This window comes from uncultured Sphingopyxis sp. (genome assembly GCF_900078365.1).
Classification (GTDB): Bacteria; Pseudomonadota; Alphaproteobacteria; order Sphingomonadales; family Sphingomonadaceae; genus Sphingopyxis.
Window position 1 is genome coordinate 1,556,331 of the sequence record NZ_LT598653.1, and the last position, 23,653, is coordinate 1,579,983.

Consider the following 23,653-nt stretch of genomic DNA (forward strand, 5'->3'; position numbering starts at 1 on the left):
AGCACGCTCTGTTCGGATCAGGGGGTTACCTGCAACGAACCGGGCGAAGACGATCATGGGTGGGACCATATCGTCGAATTCCCCCCACCGGCCGGTCGCGGGCATCTCGGCGGACATGCAGCGGCCGCTCCCGGCGATCTTCGTACAGACCAAGAGTCACAAGGTGGAGGGGCTGCGCGTCACCATGAAATTGAGCAATGCGCTCAAGCTCGCGCGCTCGCCTTCGCCTTGCTTCGCATTGCTCCTGACGAAAGGGAGCGATGGCTGCGACGCCTGGTACGGGGTCCATTTCTGGGATGAGCTCATGGCGCGCGTGCTCAAGCGTGCTCGCGAGGCAACGCGCAACGGGACGCCCGAGGGGCGTTTCAACAAGCTCAGCTTCAGCTTCACGATGTCCGAAGCGGACCGTCATGACGCGGATGGATTGCTGGACTGGATGGCGGACCAGGTCAGGTCGGCCGGCCCCCACTATGCGACCGCGAAACAGGAGCTGCACGGTGGCCCGGATATCGTCGGAACCCTGAGCATCGGCCCCTCGGTGTCGATCGAGCAATTGATCGACCACCAGCTCGGATTGACCCCCTCGATACCGCTCGCCTCGATCAGGCTCAGCTTGCGTCGTTTCGGTATCGATCTCCCGTTCCCGTTTCCTGTCCCTGAAGGTCCCGCGAATTTCGCCAGCATGCAGGCCCTGCCTTCGGCGGTGTGCGACATCAGGTTGCGCGGTCCCGATGGCATCTGGATCGACCTGGCTGGCGAGGTCATCGCCCCGGGCCTTCCGAATATTCCCGAGGACAAGCAGAAGATCCGCATTCGCGCACCCTTCTTCGACATCATCTGGCCGCTGAGCGGCGAGCCGCAGTTCAAGGCGCATTTCGATACTGCGGCGCGCCATTCGCCGATCGACCTCGAGAGGATGCTGCGCTTCCTGAGCTGGACCGGGCAGGGCGAGATCGATCTCAGGGTTTCGATCGGCGATCGGCCGATCCTCGGCGCGATTTCCCATCTCGATGCGCTTGAAGGCCAGCCAATGTATGCCGCACTAGCGGAACATGCGACGGCACTCGCGACCTTGTCGGCGCATCACAAGACCAATGTGCCCCGGATATCCATGGAAGATGTGATGGACAGCGAGGAGGCCGACCAGCTCCTGGCGTTTCTGTCCATGTCCGACCTCGGGATGAAGGTCGAGCCCGCCGGCGATGGGCAATGGCACGATATCGATCATGCCATTGCCTCGGGAGCGGGCCTCTACGGCGAATGGACATTCGCGGCGATCCAGCGCCTTCCCGTGACCAGCCAGAAGCGCGAGGGAGCGGAAGTCCACATCCGATTCGGAAAACCGGTCCTCCTGGAGCGTTACGCCTTCCCCCAGGACGACGAGGCTGCGCTCGAACGTTTGCAGGCGGATTTTCGCCGTCACATAGCGAAGCGCGGGATTTTGGGTCTGGAGTATCTTAGCTCTCAGCTCGTTATGCCCTGAGCGAGATTCTCCTAGATTTATCGGCGGTCACGTGCGCTTTCGGCTCGATGCCCGCCAAGCATCGCCGGGCCGAATCGAAAGACAAGAGTCCGATCTCAAGATAGCCTGATTTTGGGATATATCTTCTGAATTCCAGGGCCTTTCCCTGGGGCTCCCGCGCGGTGCTGCGGCCGGACCATCTTGCAATGGTGCTGGATATGTCCCATATAATGCCCCTGAATTGGACGGAGAATGGGACATGGTCGCACAGGCAATCGGAGGTGGGAAAGCAGCCGCGGCACCGGCGCGGCGCGCGGGGGTGCGTCGTTCGGCCAAGTCGGGCGCCTTTCAGACGACCGGCTTCATGACCCATTTCATCGATCCCAAGGGCAATGTCGACTTCGATCAGGTCGTGGACGCCTATCGGCTGACCAAGGGTCAGCTTGCCGACACCGTCGGGCTCGCCGCTGCGACGATCAGCAAGGCCGGGCGCCGCGACGGGCCGCGCGCGCAGACGCGGGTGCGTGAGATGCTCGAGATCCTCGAGCGCGTCCGCGAATGGGCCGGGAGTGATACGCAGGCGCTGGCCTGGTATCGCGCTGAGCCGATCCCGGCGCTCGACGGCCGTACCGCCGAGGCGCTTGTGAAATCGGGGGAGGCGGGCGCCGTGCGCGACTATCTCGATCATCTGGCGCTCGGCGGCTTTGCTTGAGATTTACCGGCCGCTGCTTTCGCGGGCATGACCCGCGCTGGTCCTTCTCGCCCTTGTCGGGCGAGGGGGCGGCGAAAACCGGCGGGCGCTTCAACCGCAAGGGGGAAGCCGCGCTCTATATGTCGCTCGACGTGATGACCGCGATCGGAGAATGCACGCAGGGGTTTGCCAATCGGCTGAGCCCGCTCACCATGGTCGAATATGATGTCGACTGCGAGCCGGTGGCGGATTTGCGGACCGAGGAGGCGCGGGCGGTGCTCGGCGTCTCGCTCGACGAGATGGCGTGCGGCTGGCTGGTCTACCTGCGGGCGGGGACCGAGGCGCCTTCCTGGCTGCTTGCTGATCGGCTGCGCGGCGAGGGTTTTGTCGGAATGCTCGCGCCGAGCTTCGCTCATAGTGCGGGCGCAGGGAACGATAATCTCATCCTGTGGCAGTGGGGAGCCCGCTTGCCGGCGCGAGTGGCGGTCCATGATCCTGAGGGACGGTTGCCGAAAAATCAGCGTAGTTGGGAATAGCGAAGAGTGGGCTTGCGGTCATCCAGTCCTCGGTGTGCCAGGTGCGCACGACCTGTCCGCCCTCGAACTCGTGGATATCGACCGCCTGGATACGCATCGTACGTCCGGTTGCTGGCGGGCCGAGCCAGGCGGCCTTTTGCGTGCCGGTGATCGTCGAGCGGACGACAACCTTGTTGCTGTCGCGGATCACATCCTCGACCCGGATGTCGAAGTCGGGAAAGGCCGTACGCAGTTTGACGAGCGTCTGCTTCGCCGCCTCGGGTCCCGGCGGAGCCGTGGGCGGCGAGGGGATATCGACCCAAGTCGGCGCAAGCAGCCGGTCGAGCAGCTCGGGGTGGCCCTGCGCGAACGCATCTACCAGAGCAGCACGGCGCGTGCCGGGGCGGCGGGCACCGCCGGGGGCGTTTCGACCTGCGCGTGCGCGGGGAGAGGAGCAGCCGTCAGCAGCGCCGCGGCGATCAGGAGGGGCAGGGTTTTCATGACCATACCCCCTCAGCTCTGCGGCAGCGCGCGATGACGCCGATCTGCTGCAGGACCGAATAGAGGTTGGCGACGCCCTAATGCTCGCGGATCGTCCCATCGACGACACGCATTGCGTCGACCGTCTCGAAGCTCACCTTGGTGCCGGTCCCGGCGATGCCGAGGAAGTCGCCCTGGTGCGTGCCGCAATAAGTCTTGTACGTCGTCACGACGTCACCATCGACGCGCTGCCAGTGGATATCGGGGGTGAAATCGTCAATAGCTTTCTCGGCCGTGAGTGGACGCTTGACGCTATTCGCGAGCAACTGATGCAGGATTGAAGCCTGCAGCTCAACGGAAATCGGCGGAGATGGCAGGAAAGGTTTCACTTTTCTTCCTTCCGTCTGCGAAAGCTACCTGTCCGCTAACGGGCCCGCCCGGCGGAGCAAGGCCGTTGTTTTTTGCAGCTTGCGCAGCTTGTGCTAGGCTTCGTCAAACATAATCGGAGTCGCAAGGATGGGAGCAAAGGCCGACCACGATCTTTTGGGTCAGGCGATGGCAGCGGAACGTCAATATGGTGATCGCGCGCCCGAGTTCATTACGAAGAAGGCGCAGGCGCTTCGCAAAGACGGCGAATATTCCGAGGCCGACTTCTGGACGCAAGTCGCTGGCTGTTTGACGGACTTGCACGCGATCAAATTCGCGGGCGGAGGCAAGGCGGCCGCTGAGGCAGCAGAACATCGCGACCTGCAAAACCGCCGGCCGGTGCTCCGGACGACCAACAGCCCGGCGTCAAACCCGGACCGCTGACAGCAGGGATCGGTTGATCACGCGGCGACGATATCATGATCTTCAATGCCAATGGCGCGCGGGAAGTCAGGCCCGATCCGATCGCTGCGCGGCTCGATTTCGTCAACGTCTCGCGGCGGAACGGCCCGCCGCGGCGCGTCAGTCGCGAGCATTGAAGAGGGGCATTCGATCCTGACGGCTGCCGGACAAGATGCGCACTGCGTCGCAGCCAGGATCCGCCGGGTGCGGGCCGGGACGTCGACTGCTCACGTTAGGCGGCGGCGCGCTTGCGCGATGCGAAAGCGGCGATGAGCAAGCGCACCCAGCGCCGCCGGTCGCCGGGCCGGCTGTAGACCACCGTATCGATCACCGGTGCCTCGCCCATCAGCGGATAGACGTCTTCGTCGTCGGCGTTGTGGCCCGGTCTTTCCTGCGTCTCCCATATGAGGTGCGGCAGCCCGCGCGAGTGAGCGAAGCGCGCGATGGCGCGGCGATCGGCTTCGGGCGCCAGAACCAGCTGGACGCCGTGCGCGCGCAGACCGGCATAGACCTGCGACACCACCGGCGAATCCTGGTTGCCGGGCGAGATGGCAAGGCTCTCGCCGGCGAGATCGTCGATCGAAAGGCGCTCGCGCCCGGCAAGGCGATGCCCCGCCGGAACCGCGACATGGCAGTAACGGCGAACGACATGCGTCATGTCGAGATCGGCTTCGACGACGCCCGGCGCCGACAGCGAGAAGAAGACGTCGAGCTCGCCCTCCCTGAGCTTGGCCATCAGCTCGGTCCGCGTGCCGTAGACGATTTCGAGCTGCGGCTCGGGATAGCGCTTCTGGAAGGCGTCGATCGCGTCCATCCGCTGCTCGGCAGCGAAGCTGTAGGCACCGATCCGGACCACGGCTTCGGACTTGGCCTGGATGGCGCGCGCCGCCGCCATCATCGCCTTCTCGCTTGCGAGCAGCGCGTGGGCATGGGGCAACATGGCTTCCCCGGCGGGAGAAAGGGCAACCGAGCGCGAATTGCGGTCGAGCAGGGTCAGCCCGAGCTGGTCCTCGAGCCGCTTCAGATGCTGCGAGACCGCCGACTGGGCCATGCCCAACGCCTCGGCGGTGCGCGTGAACGACCGCTTGTCGGCGATCGTCATGAAAATGAGCATCTGTCGCAAATCGAGCATGGCGAAGATCACCTATCACGTTTTGTGATAGATAGCTCCCGATATCGCAGATGATCAATCCCTCATCGGCTGGCAGTTTGACGCTCGATGTCCGTCACCAAGAACGGACGCCATGAGGGAGAGGTCCGTGAAGATTTCGAATATTTCCGTGCATGCATTTGTCTGGGCTGCCGCGTTCGGCACCACCGCCGCGCACGCGCAGAGCGCGCCGGCCGCGGAAGTGCCTCCGGCGGAGGCTGTTCAGGATGCCGGCGATGGGGACATCATCGTCAGCGCGCAGCGCCGCGAGGAACGGTTGCAGGATGTCCCTATCGCTATCTCGGCTTTTTCGGGCGACGCGCTGCAAAGCGCAGGGATCAGCTCGACCAACGATCTGACGCAGATCACGCCGAGCCTCAACTTCACCCAATCTTCCTTCTCGCCGCAGCCGACGATCCGCGGACTGGGAACGCGCGGCGTCTCGGCGGGCGATGAGTCGCTGGTTCCGGTCTATATCGACGGCGTCTATCAGCCCTTTCTCGGCAGCGTCGCCACCGAGCTCAACAATATCGCGCGCGTTGAGGTGCTCAAGGGCCCCCAGAGCGCGCTGTTCGGGCTCGACTATGACAGTCTCAAGGCGTTCAATCCGGGGATCATCGTCGTCGACAGTTCGGCGTTCGGCCCGACCGGGCCGTGGAGCCGGCGCATGGGATATGGGCCGCTCGTCCGGGCCTCGTCGGGGCTCACCATGCAATGGCGTTATCCCGGCGAGGCCGACAGCTTCTCCGATGCGATCACCGTCTATCCCGATCATGTCGCGGCCCGCATCGGGGCGATCGCCACGCTCGCGCTGCTCGTGCGGCGGCTGCGCACAGGCATCGGCGGGTCGATCGCGATAAGCCAGTCGGAAGTCATGCTCAGCCATATGGCGGCGAAGATCGCGCGCCGCGTGCTCGAACGGGCAGGCGTCGCGGTGACGGGCGAGGAAGCCGAAGGGGCGTCCGCTCTCTATCGCTGCGCGGGCGACGATGAATGGTGCGTCGTTTCGCTGCGCGGCGAGGCCGACCGGCAGGCGATGCTGTCGGTGACCGGCGGCGAGGAAATCGGGGCGTGGCTCGCGGAACAGGACCCGCGCGCGGCAATGGAAGCGCTCCAGGCGGCGGGGGTCCCGGCGGGCGCGATGCTGCGCGTGTCCGAGCTTCCCGAATTCGATTATTATGTCGAACGCGGTTCCTTCCGCAGCGTGACCCATCCGCATCGCGGCGAGCCGCATTTCGCGGAGACGGCGCCGGTGCGGTCGCTGCGCATGCCCGCGCCGCCCGAGGTTCCGGCGCCCTTGCCCGGCGAGCATACGGCGGAAATCGTTCGCGACATTCTCGGGCTCGACGATGCACGCATCGACCAGCTGATCGCACAGGGCGCGCTCGAACAGTTCATCATGCCGGAGGATGCCGCGTGACGGTGCGCCCGGATGCCGGCCTCGCTGGCAAGCCCGCAAAATTCCCGAAAGGTTAAGCACATGATCGATCCCGAACGCATCCCCGTCATTGTCGGCGTCGGCCAGATCAACGACCGGCCGGCCGACCCCGGGGAAGGCCTCGACCCCCTCGGACTGATGGCTGCAGCGCTTCGTCTGGCCGATGCCGATGCCGGCGGGGGATGGCTTGCCGACCTCGATTCGCTTGCGATCGTCGACCAGATTTCGTTCCGGGAACTCGGCGATCTGTCCGCGCCTCTCGCCGACAGTCTCGGGGCGCGTCCGCGGATTTGCGAAAAGACCCGGATCGCCAGCGGCGACAGTCCGATCCTGCTTCTGAACGAAGCGGCCAATCGCATCGGTGCCGGGGAGATCAGGATCGCGGCGATCGCGGGCGGCGAAGCCCTGCGCACCGCCGCGCAGCGCGCCGCAGCCGCGCGCGGGACCGACGTCTCGGCGCAGAATGCCTCGCGCGCCGCCTCGACGCGTCGGACACCGAGCTATCGGCAGCGATACGGGCTCACCGCGCCGGTCGATGTCTACCCGCTTTACGAAAATGCCGGGCGTGCGGCTTATGGACAATCGCTGGACGAAGCGCAGGCCGAAAGCGCGGAGATCTGGTCGCGCTTTTCCGAAGTCGCCGCCGCCAACCCGGGCGCATGGCTTCGCAAGCCGGTCTCGCCCGAAACGGTGCGGACGCCGACCGCCGAAAATCGTCCGATCGCGCACCCCTATACCAAGCTGATGGTTGCCAACTCGTCGGTCAACCAGGGGGCGGGATTCCTGGTAACCAGTCTCGGCGAAGCCCGGCGGCGCGGCGTTGCCGAGGAGAAACTCGTCTATGTGGGGCAGGGCGCCGCGGCCCACGAAGCCGACGATCCGCTGGGCCGCGATCGCTATGACCGCAGTCCCGGCATGATCGTATCGCTTCGGCGCGCACTGGCGGTCAACCGGCTGACGAGCGCAGATCTCGATTTCGTCGAACTCTACAGCTGCTTTCCCTGCGTGCCGAAGATGGCGCGCCGCGTCATCGACTGGCCTGTCGACAGGCCGGCAACGGTTTTCGGCGGCCTTACTTTCGGGGGCGGGCCGATCGGCAATTATATGAGCCACGCGGTTGTCGGCATGGTCGAAGCGCTCCGCGCCGAAGGACGCTTCGGCCTGCTCTTCGCGAACGGTGGCTTTGCGACGCACAACCACAGCATCATCCTCGGTCGCGAACCGGTCCCTGGCGCTGCCCATCCCGGCGAATTTGACTTCCAGGACGAGGCGGACGCCCTGCGGGGAGCCGTGCCCCGGACCGTCGAGGACTATGAAGGGCCGGCCACGATTGAAACCTATTCCGTGCTCTACGAGCGTGACGGTGCGCCGAAGCAGGGTGTGATCGTCGCGCGCACGCCCAATGGCGATCGCACGCTGGCGATGATATCGGGGAAGGATGCTGCGGCGATGGCATTTCTGACCGACGGTATTGCCGAGCCGGTCGGCAGTGCGGGCGATATCACGATCGATAGCGATGGGTGGCAGGTCTGGCAGACAAGTCCTGCCTGATATGCTTGTAGTGCCGCCGGGGCGTCGCTGTGAGCGATTGGCTGTCCAAAGCGGACAAGGGCGGGCTTGAGGTCGACGTGCCGCCACCGGTCAACGGCATTTAGCAGGACATCAGCCATGTATGTAATAGTCACGGGCAGCGCCGGAAAACTCGGACGGGCTGCCGTTGCCGCCTTGCGCAAGGCAGGGCACCGTGTCGTGGGTCTCGATGTCCAGGGACCGGTCGCTGCCGCGCAGTCGCTTCGCGCCGACTGTACCGACTTCGGTCAGGTGATGGGCGCGTTCTCCGGGATCGACATCACGGGCGGAGTTCCCGACGCCGTCGTGCATCTCGCCGGCATACCGATGCCGGGGCTCGCAACCGACCAGCGAAGCTTCGAGGTCAATACGATCTCCACCTACAATGTTTTTTCCGCCTGTGCCCGGCTTGGGATTTCGCGGATCGTGTGGGCATCGAGCGAAACCATCTTCGGACTGCCGTTCGACGAACCTCCGGCGTCGGTCCCGCTCGACGAAAGCCATCCCGACCGCCCCAACTGGTCCTATGCCTTGTCGAAGCAACTTGGCGAAACGATGGCCGGGAATTTCTGCCGTTGGGCGCCGGGGCTTTCGATAGCGTCGCTCCGTTTCTCGAACGTCTATTCCCTCGAGGATTATGAACAGCTTCCTGCCATTCAGGCGAAACCCGCCTGGCGAAAGATGAACCTCTGGGCCTATGTGGATGCCGAAGACGCAGGCGAGGCCTGCCGTCTTGCGGTCGAGGCGGCTTTCGAAGGGCATCAGCGTCTGGTGATCGCTGCCGACGACAGCCTGATGGCGGTCGAAACGTCTCGTCTTCTCGACGATCATTTTCCCGGCATCGAGGCGACCCGCGCGATCGAGGGTCATGCCTCGCTCCTTTCGTCGGACCGGGCTAAAGCGGTTCTCGGGTATCGGCCGCGCTTCAGCTGGCGCGATCGGGTTTCGGCGAAAGCGTAAAGCCGCTGGCGCGCTGTGCCGCCGACGTCGGCGATACCTGGCCATGGGCGAGCGGCGAGCCGGCACGGCAGAGTCCGGGCACATTCAAAGCCCCCTGATCACGTCGCCGGACAGCACCGTGATGACCCAAGCCGCGACCGGACGTCGGGCGCGTTGACGAGCAGGCCTTCCAGCCGCCTTAGTCGAACCATGGTCCCGCGAGCGGTTCCGCCAGATATCGCTGTGCGGTCTTGACGAGCCGCTGAACCCGCAGGCGGTAGGACGCGCTTGCCACGCGCCAGCGCGATGGCGCGATCGCGTCGCCCCAGAGCTGGCGCGCGATGGCCTGCTGGTTTGCGCCCGCCAGCAAGGCGTCGCCAACGCGTAGCTCCATGATCCACTGCGCCGCCCTGCGTTCCTTGGGCATCATCGACCCGGGAAGATGGCCTTTCTCGGCAAGAACGACGAATTGCTTCAGGGATTCTAGCTTCGGCCTGGCTGACTGCAGACCCGTTATGCGGTGCTCGACAAGAACCGGGCCGCCGAGGAGCGTGCCGTCGTGCAAGTCGAGGCGGACGGCCCAATGGCCGTCGCTGAGCAACCAGTGCTCGTTGCCGGACGCGTCTATTTCGACCGACACGAAGGCAGCGACTTCGCGCACATCGAACAGGTCATCGGCGGGGCTGTCATTCGCGGCCGGCCTCCCGCGCAGCACGCGCGGGTCCCGTTCGATGCTCCAGATTGGCCGCGCGGCAGGCGTCGCAAGGGCTGGATCGATCCAGCCCAGCAGCCCGATATCGGCCAGGAAGCCGCTCGGAGCGAAGGCGCGGGCCTCCCATTGCCTTCGATAGCGGCTGTTGCGGCGAAGCCATTCCCACGCAAAGGCCCGCCGATCCGAAATCAGTAACTCGGCATAGGACTGGGGCGAGCGCCAGTCGGCCGCTGGCCCGCGTATCATCGCATATACCCGGAATATTTTCGCAATATTTTCATGCGGCGGCAAGGCGACGACAAAGAGCCGACGTCAGCGGCTGCCGGGGAGCGGAGTTGATCGGGGCGTCAAGGGGGGCGGCGCGGGAAGGGAAGCCGGGCGATACCCACGGGCGCGGATGCCCGTATCGGGCAAGGACCGCACGATGCGCGCGTTATTCGGCTCCTTCGGCAAAATAGGCGCGCAGGCGATGGGCGATGGTTGGTGTGAGGTTCACGAGGCTGCGCCGGCCGTCATGGGCGTCCAGCGACCGCTCGAGGATGCCGGCGTCGCACAGACGCTGGATGAGCTTCATCGCGCTGCTCGTCGGGATCGCCGCGGTGATGCAGAGCGCGGACATGGACAGCGGCTGCCCTCGCGACTGATGGATGAACAGGTCGACGAGCATGTCCCAGGCCGGTTCGCCGAACAGCTCGGGGTTCCCGAGGAGCTGCCTGCGCAATATTCTCCGCCGCATGGCGGTTTCGGCGTTTCGCTGCGCGAGCGCATCCGTCTCGTCGGCGGGATCCGGATGGCTCCGCAGGAAGAAGGGCAGGAATTTTCCGCGCGGTCGCACCTGGGCCGACCCCTCGATCAGATTATAGGTTCGCGTTCCCGTCACGATGATGTGTTCTAGAATTTCGACGTCGAGCGCTCGGCCGACCTCTTCCAGACGCCGTGTCGCGCTCAGGTCTTCCGCGCTCGGTGCCGGGTCGCCGCTCGGGTGGTTGTGGACGAGAATGATCGACGCGGCGTTGTGTTCGAGCGCGCGCCTGAAGATGGTCCGCGGATAGATCGCCAGTTGCGCGAGCGAACCGCGCTGAACTTCCTCGTCGGCGATCAGGCTGCGCGCTGGATCGAGAAAAAGGACGCGCAGCCGTTCCTCGGGCAGGCTGCCCATCGACGCGATGAGATACCGGCAGAGGTGCGGGTTGCGCGGATCAATCCGGACCGTTCTGAGATCGGAGCGCATTCCTTCGAGCATCGCGTCGCGAACATTGGTGAGGAACGAGGCCAAGCCTGGATAGCCCGCTAGAAAGTGGGTCAGCCTTTCGGGAGATTGCGACCAGATCCGGCCCAGGCTTGTGAACTCTTCGAGAAGTCTGTTCGCTATCGTGTCGCAGTCGTCGGGCGCGATCGCCGCGACCAGCCTCGCCAGGATCGATCGTTCCCGTTCGCGCGCAGCCGCCTGAGATGCCGCCAGGTTGCGAGGGCGAGAAGGGGAGGCAGAAGCCAGGATGCAGCGACCTGCATCGTCTGGTACGCCACCGGGTGAACCGAAATCTCCATCGCCTTGCCGACATGGGCCATGAGAGGAAAGATCTGAAGAACGGCCGCCGGCATCGGCCAGAAGCGATGGGCCGTCAGTGCCAGCACCAGCGTCGCGATTGCCGCAGCGATATCGATTGCCAGATGGCCCGCGTCGATCGAGGAGAAGCGCGGCGGGACAAACAGATGCAGGATCTGGTCTGCGAGCGCCATTGCAATCAATATCAACGCCATGGCCCGCTCGGGACCGCCGCCTCTCCTGAGGGCATAGACGAGGACCACCAGCAAGATCGTTACGAAGATTGCGATCCGAACCATCGCGATCAGAAACCATGCGAGCGGTCCCCGGTCAATGTTCAGGACGTGGCCGCAACGGCATGCCGTCCGGCAGCGGCAAGCGACGGACATTCGTGAAGGTCGAGGCCAGCGCTCTCGCGTGCGATGCCGACGAGGTCGCCGTGAACGCGCAAGACGTCCCCGCTCGCGCCGACAAGTGCGGTCTGGACCTTTGCCAGGCGCTGGATCGTCGCATGCCCCTGGACGGCGTCGACGCCGGGTGTGTCCCGGCGCGCGGCGACGACGCTCGTCATCAGGGACGCGACGGCAATCAGCGCATCGTCGATACGTGTTTCCGCGGCAGGGACTTGCTGCTGAAGCCTCGCAACGGTGAAATCGATATTCTCGGACATGACGTCTCCTCTGCCGGAAGCGCATGCTCCGGCTGTTACTCGGCAGGATTGAGAAGGCTCAGCCGGAGATGAGGCGCGACAGCGACTCTGCGATGCCCAGGCTGCCGAGGAGGAAGACGATCAGGGCGACGAGTAATGTCGCGATGATCGTCAGCCTTGTGCCCGGCAGGTGGTCATGCCTCCAGATCTTCCCGGACGGCGGGTGCGTTCCCGAAAGGCGATCCCGGAGCGAACTGCTGTCATCGAGCCCGTCGAAGCCGGAATAGCCACCGTCTGGAAAGTCGGATGCAACGAGGGTCGGCCGATCGACAACCTCTACCGGATCGTATGCGATCCGATGGTATATCTTTCGCAGCCGCGCGTAGCGCAGCGCCACCTCGTCCCGATCGGCCGCGCCGAGCGCGGCCCGGGCATTTGTGATCCGCTGATCGACCGTATATTTCGAAATGCCGAGCTCGCGTGCAATTTGCTTCGACGTCTTGCGTTCCAGCACCAGGTCGAGACAAGCCCGCTGCTTGTCGGTCAATCGGTTCCAACGCAGTCGATCGTCATTGGGGGAAGGTTGCGACCCGTCCATCGTAGAAGCTTTGTCACGTCCCTTTCAGCGAGGCTGTTTCCTGGTCCAGAGCAGTTTGACATTGAAGTCCTTGTTAAATCAACTTTCCTTCGGTCCAGCCGGCGAGGCTCTTCCGGACTTCCATCGCGCGGACATCGGGCCGCGCTCTTCGCGCCGGGCAATTGCGCCATCGCCACGCAGGGTAGCGTTTCCGGCAAAGGCCGGTTCCGGATGCGCTTCGGTCGGCAACAACAACTCTCAAATTGAGACTAACTACCGAATAAGTTTGAAATATTTCTGTCACATTATAGCTTGTATCTGCTCCGCATCGTTTTCGACCAGCATCGATGCGCCACCGCGGTGACCCTGCCGTTTGAGAAGGCGAGGGGATCGGCACCGGACAGGGAGCAATGCCGGAGAGGCTGGTTCGAGAACGCCGCCGGCATTGCCAAGGGTCGAAATGCCTACGCTCGATGCCGCGCAGCGACTCGCGGCCGAAGTCTTGAAGGTCGCGAGCGAAGACGCATTGATCGATATTCTCGACGAGGCCTGCTCGCGGCTCGGATGCTCGTGGTTCGCGCTCAGCCATCACGTCGACTTCCTGGCCGCCCCCGATAAGGGGCTGCGCATCCACAATTATCCGCAGGATTGGGCGCGCTGGTTCGACGAACAGCGCCTTGGCATCCGTGATCCCGTCCATCGCGCAAGTCGTCGCCGCGCCGCGGGGTTCCTCTGGCACGACATGCAGACCTTCTCGCGGCCGCGGCGCGGCGACGAAGCGATATTGGCGCGGGCGCGTCGGCACGACATCCACGATGGTCTCACCATCCCCACGCATGTCCCGGGCGACGCGCACGGATCGGTATCCTTCGCCTGGCAAAAGGGCACATATGCCACGCCGGAGGCGTTGATGTTCGCGCAGACGATCGGCGCTTTTGTCTTCGAGGCGGCGCGTCAGCTCTCGGGCCTCGTCCCGGCCAATGATCAGCCGCGCCTCACGGACCGACAGATCGAATGCCTCCTCTGGGTGGCGCGCGGCAAGTCCGATTCCGTGATCGCGCAGATCATGGACCTGCGCACTGATACGGTGAGCGAGCATCTGCGCAATGCGCGGGCGCGATATTCGGCCCGGAGCCGCGTCAGCCTTGCAATCCGGGCATTGTTCGACGGGACGATCTGCTTCAGCGACGTCGCCGGCGGCTGAAACACCCCCCTTTCTTGGTATGGCGGAATCGATTTTTCCGGTTCAATTGGTCTGTCTCTTTTCATCAGGGAGACACGCCGATGTTCCTCACGATCAACCAGGACAACCGGGCGCGCGAACATGTCGCGCTCCGTTCGATGTTCGAAGCGCGCAAGCGCGTTTTTGTCGATTTGCTCAAATGGGATCTGCCGGTGCTGGCGGACCGGTTCGAAGTCGACCATTTCGACGATCCTTTTGCGACCTATCTTATCGTCAGCGATGCACGGGGCGAACATCTCGCCTCGGCGCGCCTCCTGCCCACAACGAGACCGGCCCTTCTCGACGGCCTCTTTCCGCATCTCGTCTCCGGCCCGGTTCCGAACGGCGCGGCGATATTCGAGATCACGCGCTTCTGCCTTTCGCCGGGCGTGGGCGCGCGGCAACGCCGCGTTGCGCGCGATACGCTGCTCGTGGGACTCGTCGACCACGCGCTGGCCCATGGCATCACGACCTACACGGGCGTCGCCGAGCTTTCCTGGTTCCGGCAGGTTCAGGACTTCGGATGGCGATGCCGCTTGCTCGGCGAAAGGGCTATCCATGATGGCCGCGCGCTGGTCGCGCTGGCGATCTCGATCGAGGCGGACACGCTCGCCAGGCTTGCCGAGGCGGGCATCGGGGCGCCCGGCACCGGCGTGCCCGCCAAAGCCGCATGAGGAGGGCGAGATGTCGATTCATCCCTTCCCGAACTGCGGCCATGCTGCCGCGGCCGCGCAGCAGCTGGCATCCGAAGGCTATGTCCGGCTTCACGGTGCCGTCCCGGCTTCCCGGATCGCGGCGATCGCGGCGGATCTCGCGCTCCGCTTCGACGCGACGCCCTTTTGCTCGGGCGGATTCTATGGCGAACGGACCAAGCGGTTCGGGCGTCTCCTGATCCGCTCGCCGCATATCGCGGACCTCGTGCTGCATCCCGGCATATTGGCGCTTGCCGAATCCGCGCTCGGTTCGTGGTGCGACCGCATCCAGCTCAACCTCACGCAGGCCATCGAGCTCCATCCCGGCGCCCTCGCGCAATTTCCGCATCGCGATCAGGATATGTGGCAGGGTTCGCTTGGTGAGGTCGAATATCTGCTCAACGTCATGTGGCCCCTTACCCCGTTTACCGAGGAGAATGGCGCAACGCTCATCTGGCCCGCGAGCCACGGCGTGGAAGCGCTTGTCGAGGTGCCACGCGAGCAGCCCATCGTGGCCGCCGCCGAGCCGGGCGACGCGATCGTCTTCCTCGGTTCGACGCTGCACGGCGCAGGCGCCAATCGAAGCGCCGGGCTGCGCCGCGGCATCATCGTCAGCTACTGTCTCGGCTGGCTCAAGCCCTACGAGAATCAGTGGCTCGCCTATCCGCCCGACGTGGCGCGGCATTTCCCGCCCGAGTTGGCGGCACTGGCCGGTTATGCGCAGCACCGGCCCAATCTCGGCAATTTCGAAGGACAATGTCCCTCGGTGCTATTCGGTGGATATCCCGACGAGCCGCTTGCCGCGACCGATGCGCTGCGGCCCGATCAAGACGTCTTGCTCGGTGAGTTTGTCTCCGGCCAGCGCGCGGCGGGAGACGGAGCAACCCGATCATGAACGCCGGATCTACAATGGAGCGCGTCTATCTCGACCTCAAGATGCGCGTACTCGATGGGCGCTATCCGCCGGGCACGCGCCTCGATCCGGTCAACCTCGCAAAGACGCTCCGCGCGAGTGCGACGCCGGTCCGCGAGGCGCTGCATCGTCTTGCTGGCGAGCGAATCATCGACAGCTGGCACCAGGAAGGCTTTCGTCCTCCCATCCTCGCGGAGGCCGATCTCCATGACCTTTACAGCTGGGCATCCTGGCTGCTCGGCCTTGCGCTTCAGGGCAACGTGCCGGATCCCGACCATCCGGCGGGCCTGGTCGGGCTCGAGCTGCGCAAGGACTATGCCGAAGCGCTCGACTCGCTTTTCCGGGCGATTGCGATGTGGAGCGCCAATCGCGAAATTCGCTTCGCGATTCTCAACCTGATCGAGCGATGTCACGTCTTTCGGAAGGCGGAGGCCAGCGTCGATACCGCGGCTCGCGACATGCTGGCGGCGATGGAAGATGATTACCGCTTTGGTCGCTGGAGTGCGCTTCGCGCCAAAATCACGCGGTTTCACCGGCGCCGCATGGCGTTCGCGGGCCGCGTCGTCGCCGAGATCAGACCCCGCGACGAACCGCTCCGATGATATTCGAAAGATATTCAAACTATAAAAATTCTATTCTCTCCGACCGGCGTAGCTTTCTGGATGCCGCAATCCCGCGGCTAACCAGAGGAGGTTCTCATGAACCAGTATGACATCGTCGAGGACGGCATCGAAGAACTCGGCGTCGCCAGCGTCGAAACGCTCGGCCAGATTCCGAACCGGCCGGAACCCGATGGCGTCCAGCCCTTCCTGGGCGGCGGCATTTCCGCCGAGTGACGGATCGGGGGGCGCGACGCGCAAGCGCCGCGCCCTCAATCGGCCATGGCCTATCATCTTCCGCCGCATGTGAGTTTCGGGTTTCTGGGCGATCGCGCTGTCGCGCTCGATCTCAGCGCCGATCGCTATTTCCTGATAGCGCCGCGCGAGGCCGCAGCGCTCGCGGCCGCCGGCACAGCGGCGGGCGAGACAGCGCCTTGCGCAGCGCTCGACGCGCTCGTCCGGCGGCGCTTGCTCGCGCCGGGAGCGGGGTCGCCGATCGCACCGATCGCCGCCGTCGACCTTCGCCTCTCCGCAGTCGAGGCGCCACCCGCCGACGGCCATATCACCTTCCTGGAAGTCGGCCTCCTGCGCGCGAGCGCCGGCCTCCATCTCCGTCTGCTGGGGTTGAACGGGACGCTCGTCCGTTGGCGTGCTCTTGCCCGCCGGTACGAGGCGCGTCCGCGGCTGACAGCCGCAGATGCGGACGCAATCCGCGTTGCGCAAGGCTTCGCCGACGCGCGCGTCCTCTTGCCCGCAAGACAGCTTTGTGTTCCCGACAGCCTGGCGCTGGCCCGTGTCCTTTGGCGCCGCGGGATCGATGCGGACGTGTACTTCGGTGCCCGGCTGGCGCCCTTCATGGCGCATGCCTGGGTCCAGCGTGGCGACATTTTGCTCTCGGATACGCTGAATACCGTGGGCGAATATACGCCGGTCTTTCGGCTGTGACGATCTGCATCGCTCTTATTCAGGCCGAAGGCCCCGTACCCGCGTTGCCCGGCGGCTATTCGGAACTTGGGACTATCGGAACAGCGCGGCTCGTCGGCAAGCCCGGCACGATCGTCGCCGTGTCGGGTGAGGCGGCGCTCGTCGGCTACGCCTTTCATCGCGACAGCTTCGCCTCTTGTCCGGCGCTAGATCCCGGCGCGGTCGAGCACATCGTGCGGACCGAAGGCGCGTGGGCGATCAGGAAGCTCTGGGGGACTTTCATCCTGATATGGGCCGACGCGAGCGGGCAGGTCTTTGTCCTTCGTTCACCGTTGACCGGGCCGGCGCTGTTCCAGACCCGCCGCCAGGACGACGGCGGCGCGGCGGCGAACGCATGCTGCGCCTTCACCGACCTCGGCCTCGCGCGCGCGCTGGGGTTTCGGCTCGATCGGCCCGATCCCGGCGCGATCGACGCCTATCTTCGCTATCCCCTGTTGCGAACGCCGCGCAGCACTATAACCGGGGCGACCGAGGTCCTGCCCGGCGAGGTAACGCGCTTGGGGCACCGCGAGCGAAGACCGGCAAGCTGGCTTCCGTGGGATTATGCGTCGTCGCCGCCGATACGCGCCGAGGCGAACGATCTTGGCTCGCTCGTGCGCGCGACCGTCGGCGCATGGAGCGGGCGCTTCGCCCGCGTCCAGCTCGAGCTTTCGGGCGGGATTGACAGCAGCATCGTCGCCGCTTGCCTGTCTGTCCGTTCCGACCCGTGGCGCGCGATCACGATGGTCACGCCGGAGCCCGACGGCGACGAGCGTCTCTATGCGCGTGCGATGGCCGAGCGCGCGAACGCCCCGCTCGCCGAACTCATGCTGCCCGCCGAACCCGCGGACCCGATCTCAACGCCGACGATGTTGCGTGTCCGTCCCGGTGGCTTCGGGCTGATCGGTCCGACCGACGCGGCCTTCCTCGCATCGGCGCGGGCCTATGGTGCCGACGCAATTTTCTCGGGGACCGCCGGCGATGGAGCGTTCGGTTATCAAACGTCGATCGCCCCGGCGCTCGATGCCTTGCGATATCGGGGTATGCGCGCCGCGCTCAGCGCGGCGCGCGACCAGGCCCGCATCACCGACGACAATATCTGGAGCGCGCTGCGTCACGGCGTGCGCGGCTATTTTCGGGGGATCAGACTCTGGCCGGTCGACGATCTATTGCTGTCGGTGCGCCATGCATCGCCAAGGCCCGAGCACCCTTGGATGACCGACGCGGGGCGCATCCCGCCCGGCCAGCGGCGCTACGGTCTCGGCCTGCTGTCGATCCAGCCCTTCCTCGACGGCTATGACCGGTCGCTCGCGCTGCCGAAGATCGCGCCTTTGCTGTCGCAACCGCTGATCGAATATGGTCTCGGCGTGCCGAGCTGGCAGTGGGGCGAGGGCGGGGTCAATCGCGCTCTCGCCCGCGAAGCCTTTCGCGGCGACCTGCCTGACGTCATCCTCGCGCGCCGCAGCAAGGGACGTATCCTGTCGATGTTCCTGCCGGCGTTCGAACGCAATCGGGAGCGGCTTGCCGCCTATCTCCTCGATGGCTGGCTCGCGGGCGCCGGCCTGCTCGATCTCGATACGATCGCCGACATGCTGACGGGGCGAAAGGAGGCCGATACGCTCGCCACGCTCCGTATCCTCCAGTTCGCGGATATCGAAGCCTGGGCGCGCTCGGTGGTAGGGTCCGAGGCGCCATCGCGATGAAGGGGTTGGCAGCCATCCGGGCGCGATGGCCGCAGTGGGCAAAGGCCTTGCCGGGCGCGCCGGGGAGCGGCGCCCGGCACGCACCTAGGGCGCGGTGGCTTGGAAGGACTCCTGCGGAGCCCCCGCGCGGAGCGCGCGCCAACGGACGTACTGGCCAGATTTCGCGGGGGCCGGATCTTCCTCGCCCTTGAGCCAGAAGCGATACCAGTCGAGATTGCGCTCGTAGACCGCACGCTTGTGCACCGGCTGATATTTGATGTGGATTTCGTCCGCGAAGGCGAACAGTTCGGCAGGCTTCCCGGCCAGCTTCAGTTTTGTGTGAAACTCGACGAGGTTGCGCACTTCGGACTCGGGCAACTGCATCAACAGAGGCGTATCGATCGCTACGACATCCGATGCGGGCGAGATTGTCCGCCAGCGTTCGGGGTCGCTGTCGGGATCGCCCGCCTGCCAAAATTCGCGAAATGTCCTGGCGAAGCCGCGATCGGGAAGCGCATTCGACCAGTAATAGTGCGGCGTCGCCTGTCCCGACGAGATGGTGGCGGCCGCAAAGCGCTTCGACTTGCGGATGGCCCAGACGGCAACGGTCGAGCCAAAGCTAAGCCCGCCGATGCCGACGCTTCGGGGATCGATACGTTTTCGTGCGGCCAGGTCGTCGATTGCGTCGCCGATCGCAGCGAGCGCGGTCTCATAGCTTCGCTCCATCGGCTGGCCGGGTGGTGGCGACTGGCCGTTGATGCAGAGCACTGCGATGCCATGTTCGACAAGTGGGAGCATCGGAATCTCGTCGCCGACGCCGCCCTTGAGAAACCCTGCGCAGCGATAATATTGAACGACCAATGGGAGTGGACCAGCGCTACTCGACGGGGTGAGCAGAATACCGTCATGGCCATTTTCCCAACGCAGCGGCGTGGCAACGGCGCCGATCCGGCGGCGCAGGTCCGCATTGGGGTCGGCGATGACCGAGCGGGCTCCATCCACATAGGCGATGCGGACAAGGCGTGGCGGCTCGGTCGCGCTGCTCTCGGCGCAGATGAGCGCCTTCGGCGCGGCGCCGCAGCGCGGTTGCCAGATCGGTGTCCGCTCGGCGCCATCGGTCGCAGTGAGATAGCGCGCCTTGCGGTCCCCGATACGCCAGAGCCAGATATTCTCGCGCGCGCCGGCATCGCGCTCGAACAGGATCAACATGCCGCTGCCGGGCCGCTCGGTAATTGCGGCGAGCTTTCCCGACCGGCAGGGCGCGGCGCTGCAAGGGATGCGCTCACCGTTGGCGCGGACGACCGTCAGTCGGACTTCGCCCGCCGAGCCCTCTATCTCCGCAACGCCGCCTGTCTTCAGGACAATCCGGCGATCCTGCTGGGACCGCGTAGCGGGCAGGGAAGGCGCGATATTCTCGCTGCCGAGCTCAACCGCCGTCTCCTTTTTCGGCGCGTCCCACAACAGGCCCGCGCGATCGAACCAGTTGCGGTTCCACCTTTGCACGACGCGGTGACCGCCCTCGATCTTGCCGCCGGCGATGGCCTGCCCGAGGTCGACACTGTCGTCGACCAGTACGCCTTCGTCATAGGCCCGTTGTTCCGCCGCGGCGACTTCGGCGCGGGTCGCCCCGGTCGTGTAGCGCAGCGATCGACCATCGGCGGAGACATCGAAATCGAGAATGTCTGCAGCATCGACGATCTCGCGCCGCTGGCCTTGGTGCTCGCGCCAGTGCCAGATCGCGGAGACGCCATCGACGAGCGCGAGGGAACGAAAGCCTTTCGAGTCCGCATCCCACACTGCCTTTTGTTCGGCGACCGAACCCGCGCCATCGTGGCGTACCGTCCCCGCGCTTCCCGCATGCACCGGGGGGGCGCCGTCGATATCGGCGACATACCAATCGAGCTTGGTGTCGTTGGCGCTCACCGATGGACGCGACACGCGGAAGAGAATCTTCTCGCCGTCAGGAGAGAGCGTCGGCCCCATGATGTCAGCGACCTCGACGAGGTCGCGCGTCGTCAAGGGAGCGCCGCCGTCGTTTGGCGCTACCGGGACTTGTACGACCGACGCAAGCAAGGCTGCCGCAATCACCATCCGACGATAGCCTGCAGCGCGAAGGTTCGGCCGATCGCGCTCGCCTGTTCGGGATCGTAGCCGATGTTGACGCCGGTCGAGCGGAACAGCGCATAGGGCGGATCCTTGTCGAACAGATTGTTGACGCTGAACGCGAGCCGGAGCTTGCGCTTGTCCGGATCGCCGATCCGCATGCCAAGCTGGAGGTCGACCGTCGTCCAGCTCTTCACGCGTTCGGCCGGCGTCACCGTGAGGTTGCGATAGCTTGCGACATGATTGACCCCGATCCCGCCATCGAAGGCGCCGGCCTCGAAGCCGGCGCGGCCGCGCAGCCGGAGCTTGACCGGCGCACCGAGCGTGCCGACGACATTGTTGGGCGGCGCCGTGTTGGTTATCCGGTGGTCGATCGTGAACAGCCGCGATCCGCCCAGCGACAGGTTGACGCTGCCGTCGGCGAGCGGCCTGCTGTATCCCAGGTCGAAATCGAGGCCGCGCACCGTCGAGCGCGACAGGTTGCGCGTCCGCGCATCGACGATCGCCATCACCTCATCCTGACCGATCCCGATCGCATTCGAGAAGCTCGGGTCGGCGAAATAGGCCGCGACCTCAGCCGGATCGGGCGTATCGTCGATCAAAGCGCCATAGACATCGCGCCGCGTGAAGAACTGCTGGAGAAAGCTGTTCGCCGACGCGATGCGATCCCTGTAGCTGATATCGAACCAGGTGAGGCTGAGCTTCGCGCCGGGAAGGAAGCGTGGCTCGAAATCGACCCCTGCGGTCCAGCTCGTCGCCTTTTCGGGGCCGAGGTCGGGCCGATAGCCGAGCAGGAGCAGCACCGCGGTCTGGCCGGTTTGTGAGGCCGGATCGGTGATCCGGAACGTCTGGTAGAGCGCGTTAGCCGTTCCGACGAGTTCGTCGAAGAAGGGCGCGCGGAACGACCGACCGTAGGAGGCGCGGAGCGCCAGGCCGGGCAGGGGCTCCCAGCGCGCGCCAAACTTCGGATTGGCCGTATCGCCGACGTCCGAATAATCTTCATAGCGTCCCGCCGCCGAAACATTGAGCGTTCCGGGAAAATTCTCCCCTGCGTCGAAGACGGGGATTGCGAGCTCGGCATAAAGGGCTTTGACGATACGTTTGTCGGGCAAGCCGGCGAGACCGCTCGTCTGCGGGGCGTCGGCGACGATGTCGAAGACCTGCGTGAAGTCGAGATTGTCGCGCCGGTATTCGGCGCCGAGGGCGAGCTTTGCGTCGCCGGCAGGAAGCGCCAGCATCGTCCCGTCGGCGCGCAGCGCAGCGGTCCAGCTCTTGTAACGCGAGCGCTGCGAAAATCCGCCGCGCAAGCTGTCGATCAGCGCCGGGTCGTTGACCGCCCCGTCACCGAACAGGTTGATCGCCCGCGCTGGATCGGTCGCCGCGACGGCGCGGGCGAGTCTGACGAGGTGGACGATATTGACCCCGTCATAGCCATCGCGCTGCATCCCGTAGCCGCCCGACAGCTCGATATTCCAGCTGTCGATATCGGCACGCGCTCCGAATGCGGTGTTGAGCGCCGTGACCGTGCCGCGCACTCCTTCGGGCCCGAAGTCGGCGATCGGGTCGTAGTAGACGGTGATTTTCTGGCCGGTGCCGATGGGATCGACATAATAGGGATTGGCGGGGGTCACGACCTGCTGCGAGACGCCTATAATCCGGCGCCGGGCCTCGAAGTCGCGTTCCGCATAAAGCCCTCGCGCGAAGAGGCTGAGATGATCGCCGATCTGCTGTTCTCCCGCCGCGTAGACGGTGAAGCTCTTCTGGCGCGGGAGGATATCGACCTTCCGGCGGGCGTCGCCGCGGGCGAAGCCGGCACTCGGGATGAGTTCAGCGGCTGTCAGCGCGGTCCCGTCCTGCCCGCGCGGGATGAGGAAACGCTGGCCGCCTGCGGCGACGATTGTTCCCGGGTTGGCGAAGTTCGACCGCAGGTCGGGACCGCCGAAGCGCCGAAGGTCTTCGGACGCGGAGGCGCGCTCTTCCGAGCCGAGGCTGCCGCGCCGGTAATATTCGCCGGCAACAACGAGATGGCCCGTTGCCCAGCCGGTGCCGACGATGTGCCCGACCTGGACTTCGCCATAGTCGCCATCGGCGGTTCCGGCGCGCAGCCGCGTCTCGGCCCCGTCGAAGCGACCGCGGAAGCGCAGATTCACCACCCCCGCGACCGCATCGGACCCATAGATCGCCGAAGCGCCATCGGTGAGGATTTCAAGGCGCTCGACCGCGATCGACGGTATCATTGAAATATCGGCGAAGGCGCCCGAGCTGCCGCCGAGCGCGGGGCGCGTCCCGTCGAGGAGGGTGAGCGTCGAGCCTGGCCCGAGGCCGCGGAGGTTGATGCCCGTGCCATAACCGATATTGCTCGCCGCATTGCCGCGCGCCGAGGTGCCGACATTGGCCTCGGCGGGTCCGCCCGAGAAGTTCTGCGGGATCGTCTGGATAAAGTCGGCGAGCGTCGCGCGTCCGCTGCGGTCGAGCGTGTCGCGGTCGATCGTGGCGACGGGCGAGCCGACCGGGCCGGCGCCGCGGATGCGCGATCCGGTCACTATAATGTCCTCGGGCACGGGGACGTCAGTCGAAGCGTCGCCAGCCGCATCGCCGTTTCCCGCGCGGATCACGAAGGCACCCTCGACGACCTCGGCGACGAGACCGGTGCCCGCGAGCAGCCGGGCCAGCGCGACATCGGGCGCGAGGCGGCCCCGCACGCGGCCGCTACGCTTGTCGTCGAGCAGCGCCGAGGAGGCGACCACTTCGCGGCCCGAAACCTGCGAATAGAGACGCAGCGCTTCGCCGAGGCGCCGCGGCGCGATGTCGTAATCCGTTTTCGCCGGCTGGGTCTGGGCGTGCGCCTGCGGTGCCTGAATCGCCATTGCGGCCGTACCCGCTAGCAGCGCCGCCAAAATTCTTATCGTCATTGTTGCCTCCC

General features: G+C 65.4%; 25 protein-coding genes. 14 read left to right on the forward strand and 11 right to left on the reverse strand.

The annotated features are described in order from the left end of the window. Positions 1 to 115: 115 nt before the first annotated feature. The 3 genes from QZL87_RS07030 to QZL87_RS07040 all read left to right on the forward strand — a co-directional run bounded on the left by QZL87_RS07030 (position 116) and on the right by QZL87_RS07040 (position 2,689). Entirely contained in the window at positions 116 to 1,483 is a 1,368-nt protein-coding gene (locus QZL87_RS07030) for a hypothetical protein (RefSeq protein WP_184100674.1), read from the forward strand. A gap of 238 nt (positions 1,484 to 1,721) precedes the next feature. Then, positions 1,722 to 2,174: an antitoxin Xre/MbcA/ParS toxin-binding domain-containing protein gene (locus QZL87_RS07035; RefSeq protein ID WP_221235240.1), complete on the forward strand. Its 453-nt coding sequence runs from the start codon at positions 1,722 to 1,724 to the stop codon at positions 2,172 to 2,174. After that, the gene (locus QZL87_RS07040; RefSeq protein ID WP_184100676.1) at positions 2,171 to 2,689 is read left to right on the forward strand and encodes an RES domain-containing protein; all 519 of its coding nucleotides are present in this window, start codon (positions 2,171 to 2,173) and stop codon (positions 2,687 to 2,689) included. The genes QZL87_RS07035 and QZL87_RS07040 overlap by 4 nt, the downstream gene beginning before the upstream one ends. Here the strand turns inward: QZL87_RS07040 and QZL87_RS19250 are convergent. The 3 genes from QZL87_RS19250 to QZL87_RS07050 form a co-directional block, all read right to left on the reverse strand. Further along, the gene (locus tag QZL87_RS19250) at positions 2,595 to 3,050 is read right to left on the reverse strand and encodes an ester cyclase (RefSeq protein WP_362989313.1); all 456 of its coding nucleotides are present in this window, start codon (positions 3,048 to 3,050) and stop codon (positions 2,595 to 2,597) included. The two genes, QZL87_RS07040 and QZL87_RS19250, sit on opposite strands and share 95 nt — an antisense overlap. Beyond that, positions 3,044 to 3,169, reverse strand: coding sequence for a hypothetical protein (locus QZL87_RS07045; RefSeq protein WP_276569293.1), 126 nt, complete (start codon positions 3,167 to 3,169; stop codon positions 3,044 to 3,046). Before QZL87_RS07045 ends, QZL87_RS19250 begins: the two co-directional genes overlap by 7 nt. Before the next feature lie 77 nt (positions 3,170 to 3,246). Continuing rightward, entirely contained in the window at positions 3,247 to 3,537 is a 291-nt protein-coding gene (locus tag QZL87_RS07050) for an ester cyclase (protein ID WP_184100680.1), read from the reverse strand. Between the two features lie 127 nt (positions 3,538 to 3,664). Here QZL87_RS07050 and QZL87_RS07055 point away from each other — a divergent pair, with 127 nt between their 5' ends. Beyond that, positions 3,665 to 3,958 (forward strand): hypothetical protein, encoded by a 294-nt coding sequence (locus QZL87_RS07055; RefSeq protein WP_184100681.1) that lies wholly within the window; start codon positions 3,665 to 3,667, stop codon positions 3,956 to 3,958. Between the two features lie 250 nt (positions 3,959 to 4,208). Here the strand turns inward: QZL87_RS07055 and QZL87_RS07060 are convergent, their stop codons facing one another. Continuing rightward, a complete protein-coding gene (locus QZL87_RS07060) occupies positions 4,209 to 5,108 on the reverse strand; it encodes a LysR family transcriptional regulator (RefSeq protein ID WP_338113204.1) in 900 nt (299 codons plus the stop codon). Between the two features lie 148 nt (positions 5,109 to 5,256). Here QZL87_RS07060 and QZL87_RS07065 point away from each other — a divergent pair, with 148 nt between their 5' ends. The 3 genes from QZL87_RS07065 (at position 5,257) to QZL87_RS07075 (ending at position 9,093) form a co-directional block, all read left to right on the forward strand. After that, a complete protein-coding gene (locus tag QZL87_RS07065) occupies positions 5,257 to 6,546 on the forward strand; it encodes a CoA transferase (protein ID WP_221235241.1) in 1,290 nt (429 codons plus the stop codon). Positions 6,547 to 6,606: 60 nt separating this feature from the next. Further along, a complete protein-coding gene (locus QZL87_RS07070) occupies positions 6,607 to 8,115 on the forward strand; it encodes an acetyl-CoA acetyltransferase (RefSeq protein WP_184100684.1) in 1,509 nt (502 codons plus the stop codon). 117 nt (positions 8,116 to 8,232) lie between these two features. Beyond that, on the forward strand, positions 8,233 to 9,093 hold the full coding sequence (locus tag QZL87_RS07075) for an NAD(P)-dependent oxidoreductase (protein ID WP_184100685.1): 861 nt from the start codon (positions 8,233 to 8,235) through the stop codon (positions 9,091 to 9,093). A 178-nt stretch (positions 9,094 to 9,271) separates the two neighbouring features. On the opposite strand, the gene QZL87_RS07080 is transcribed toward QZL87_RS07075, so the two are convergent. From QZL87_RS07080 to QZL87_RS07100, 5 genes are all read right to left on the reverse strand, one after another. Next, positions 9,272 to 10,030, reverse strand: a complete 759-nt coding sequence (locus QZL87_RS07080) for a DUF2285 domain-containing protein (RefSeq protein ID WP_184100686.1) — start codon at positions 10,028 to 10,030, stop codon at positions 9,272 to 9,274. A 187-nt stretch (positions 10,031 to 10,217) separates the two neighbouring features. Next, entirely contained in the window at positions 10,218 to 11,060 is an 843-nt protein-coding gene (locus QZL87_RS07085; protein WP_295325771.1) for a JAB domain-containing protein, read from the reverse strand. 92 nt (positions 11,061 to 11,152) lie between these two features. Further along, positions 11,153 to 11,629: a hypothetical protein gene (locus QZL87_RS07090; RefSeq protein ID WP_184100689.1), complete on the reverse strand. Its 477-nt coding sequence runs from the start codon at positions 11,627 to 11,629 to the stop codon at positions 11,153 to 11,155. 38 nt (positions 11,630 to 11,667) lie between these two features. Then, positions 11,668 to 12,000 (reverse strand): hypothetical protein, encoded by a 333-nt coding sequence (locus QZL87_RS07095; protein ID WP_184100691.1) that lies wholly within the window; start codon positions 11,998 to 12,000, stop codon positions 11,668 to 11,670. A gap of 58 nt (positions 12,001 to 12,058) precedes the next feature. Beyond that, positions 12,059 to 12,526, reverse strand: coding sequence for a helix-turn-helix transcriptional regulator (locus QZL87_RS07100; protein WP_246427306.1), 468 nt, complete (start codon positions 12,524 to 12,526; stop codon positions 12,059 to 12,061). A 490-nt stretch (positions 12,527 to 13,016) separates the two neighbouring features. Between QZL87_RS07100 and QZL87_RS07105 the strand changes: the two genes are divergently transcribed. The 7 genes from QZL87_RS07105 to QZL87_RS07135 all read left to right on the forward strand — a co-directional run bounded on the left by QZL87_RS07105 (position 13,017) and on the right by QZL87_RS07135 (position 18,648). Further along, a complete protein-coding gene (locus tag QZL87_RS07105; RefSeq protein ID WP_184100695.1) occupies positions 13,017 to 13,760 on the forward strand; it encodes a LuxR family transcriptional regulator in 744 nt (247 codons plus the stop codon). Positions 13,761 to 13,840: 80 nt separating this feature from the next. Then, the gene (locus tag QZL87_RS07110; protein WP_184100697.1) at positions 13,841 to 14,452 is read left to right on the forward strand and encodes an acyl-homoserine-lactone synthase; all 612 of its coding nucleotides are present in this window, start codon (positions 13,841 to 13,843) and stop codon (positions 14,450 to 14,452) included. A 10-nt stretch (positions 14,453 to 14,462) separates the two neighbouring features. Continuing rightward, positions 14,463 to 15,365 carry a phytanoyl-CoA dioxygenase family protein gene (locus tag QZL87_RS07115; RefSeq protein WP_184100699.1) on the forward strand — a complete coding sequence of 301 codons (903 nt, stop codon included), beginning with the start codon at positions 14,463 to 14,465 and terminating at the stop codon, positions 15,363 to 15,365. Beyond that, on the forward strand, positions 15,362 to 15,985 hold the full coding sequence (locus QZL87_RS07120; RefSeq protein WP_184100701.1) for a GntR family transcriptional regulator: 624 nt from the start codon (positions 15,362 to 15,364) through the stop codon (positions 15,983 to 15,985). The genes QZL87_RS07115 and QZL87_RS07120 overlap by 4 nt, the downstream gene beginning before the upstream one ends. Before the next feature lie 96 nt (positions 15,986 to 16,081). Next, positions 16,082 to 16,219, forward strand: a complete 138-nt coding sequence (locus tag QZL87_RS07125; protein ID WP_184100703.1) for a hypothetical protein — start codon at positions 16,082 to 16,084, stop codon at positions 16,217 to 16,219. A 69-nt stretch (positions 16,220 to 16,288) separates the two neighbouring features. Further along, a complete protein-coding gene (locus tag QZL87_RS07130; RefSeq protein WP_295325776.1) occupies positions 16,289 to 16,927 on the forward strand; it encodes a lasso peptide biosynthesis B2 protein in 639 nt (212 codons plus the stop codon). Beyond that, positions 16,924 to 18,648 (forward strand): asparagine synthase C-terminal domain-containing protein, encoded by a 1,725-nt coding sequence (locus tag QZL87_RS07135; protein WP_184100707.1) that lies wholly within the window; start codon positions 16,924 to 16,926, stop codon positions 18,646 to 18,648. Before QZL87_RS07130 ends, QZL87_RS07135 begins: the two co-directional genes overlap by 4 nt. Before the next feature lie 84 nt (positions 18,649 to 18,732). On the opposite strand, the gene QZL87_RS07140 is transcribed toward QZL87_RS07135, so the two are convergent. Together QZL87_RS07140 and QZL87_RS07145 are read right to left on the reverse strand one after the other, a co-directional pair. Next, positions 18,733 to 20,646, reverse strand: coding sequence for an Atxe2 family lasso peptide isopeptidase (locus tag QZL87_RS07140; RefSeq protein WP_184100709.1), 1,914 nt, complete (start codon positions 20,644 to 20,646; stop codon positions 18,733 to 18,735). Positions 20,647 to 20,711: 65 nt separating this feature from the next. Further along, a complete protein-coding gene (locus QZL87_RS07145; RefSeq protein ID WP_295325778.1) occupies positions 20,712 to 23,597 on the reverse strand; it encodes a TonB-dependent receptor in 2,886 nt (961 codons plus the stop codon). Positions 23,598 to 23,653 lie beyond the last annotated feature (56 nt).

Excerpts from the sequence above, each read along its gene's own strand:
- QZL87_RS07030 (WP_184100674.1), top strand. The coding sequence starts at position 116 with ATGCAGCGGCCGCTCCCGGCGATCTTCGTACAGACCAAGAGTCACAAG.
- QZL87_RS07105 (WP_184100695.1), top strand. The coding sequence starts at position 13,017 with ATGCCTACGCTCGATGCCGCGCAGCGACTCGCGGCCGAAGTCTTGAAG.
- QZL87_RS07110 (WP_184100697.1), top strand. The coding sequence starts at position 13,841 with ATGTTCCTCACGATCAACCAGGACAACCGGGCGCGCGAACATGTCGCG.
- QZL87_RS07080 (WP_184100686.1), bottom strand. The coding sequence starts at position 10,030 with ATGATACGCGGGCCAGCGGCCGACTGGCGCTCGCCCCAGTCCTATGCC.
- QZL87_RS07075 (WP_184100685.1), top strand. The coding sequence starts at position 8,233 with ATGTATGTAATAGTCACGGGCAGCGCCGGAAAACTCGGACGGGCTGCC.
- QZL87_RS07035 (WP_221235240.1), top strand. The coding sequence starts at position 1,722 with ATGGTCGCACAGGCAATCGGAGGTGGGAAAGCAGCCGCGGCACCGGCG.
- QZL87_RS07060 (WP_338113204.1), bottom strand. The coding sequence starts at position 5,108 with ATGCTCGATTTGCGACAGATGCTCATTTTCATGACGATCGCCGACAAG.
- QZL87_RS07070 (WP_184100684.1), top strand. The coding sequence starts at position 6,607 with ATGATCGATCCCGAACGCATCCCCGTCATTGTCGGCGTCGGCCAGATC.
- QZL87_RS07125 (WP_184100703.1), top strand. The coding sequence starts at position 16,082 with ATGAACCAGTATGACATCGTCGAGGACGGCATCGAAGAACTCGGCGTC.
- QZL87_RS07145 (WP_295325778.1), bottom strand. The coding sequence starts at position 23,597 with ATGGCGATTCAGGCACCGCAGGCGCACGCCCAGACCCAGCCGGCGAAA.
- QZL87_RS07090 (WP_184100689.1), bottom strand. The coding sequence starts at position 11,629 with ATGGTTCGGATCGCAATCTTCGTAACGATCTTGCTGGTGGTCCTCGTC.
- QZL87_RS07115 (WP_184100699.1), top strand. The coding sequence starts at position 14,463 with ATGTCGATTCATCCCTTCCCGAACTGCGGCCATGCTGCCGCGGCCGCG.
- QZL87_RS07055 (WP_184100681.1), top strand. The coding sequence starts at position 3,665 with ATGGGAGCAAAGGCCGACCACGATCTTTTGGGTCAGGCGATGGCAGCG.
- QZL87_RS07045 (WP_276569293.1), bottom strand. The coding sequence starts at position 3,169 with ATGAAAACCCTGCCCCTCCTGATCGCCGCGGCGCTGCTGACGGCTGCT.
- QZL87_RS07120 (WP_184100701.1), top strand. The coding sequence starts at position 15,362 with ATGAACGCCGGATCTACAATGGAGCGCGTCTATCTCGACCTCAAGATG.
- QZL87_RS07095 (WP_184100691.1), bottom strand. The coding sequence starts at position 12,000 with ATGTCCGAGAATATCGATTTCACCGTTGCGAGGCTTCAGCAGCAAGTC.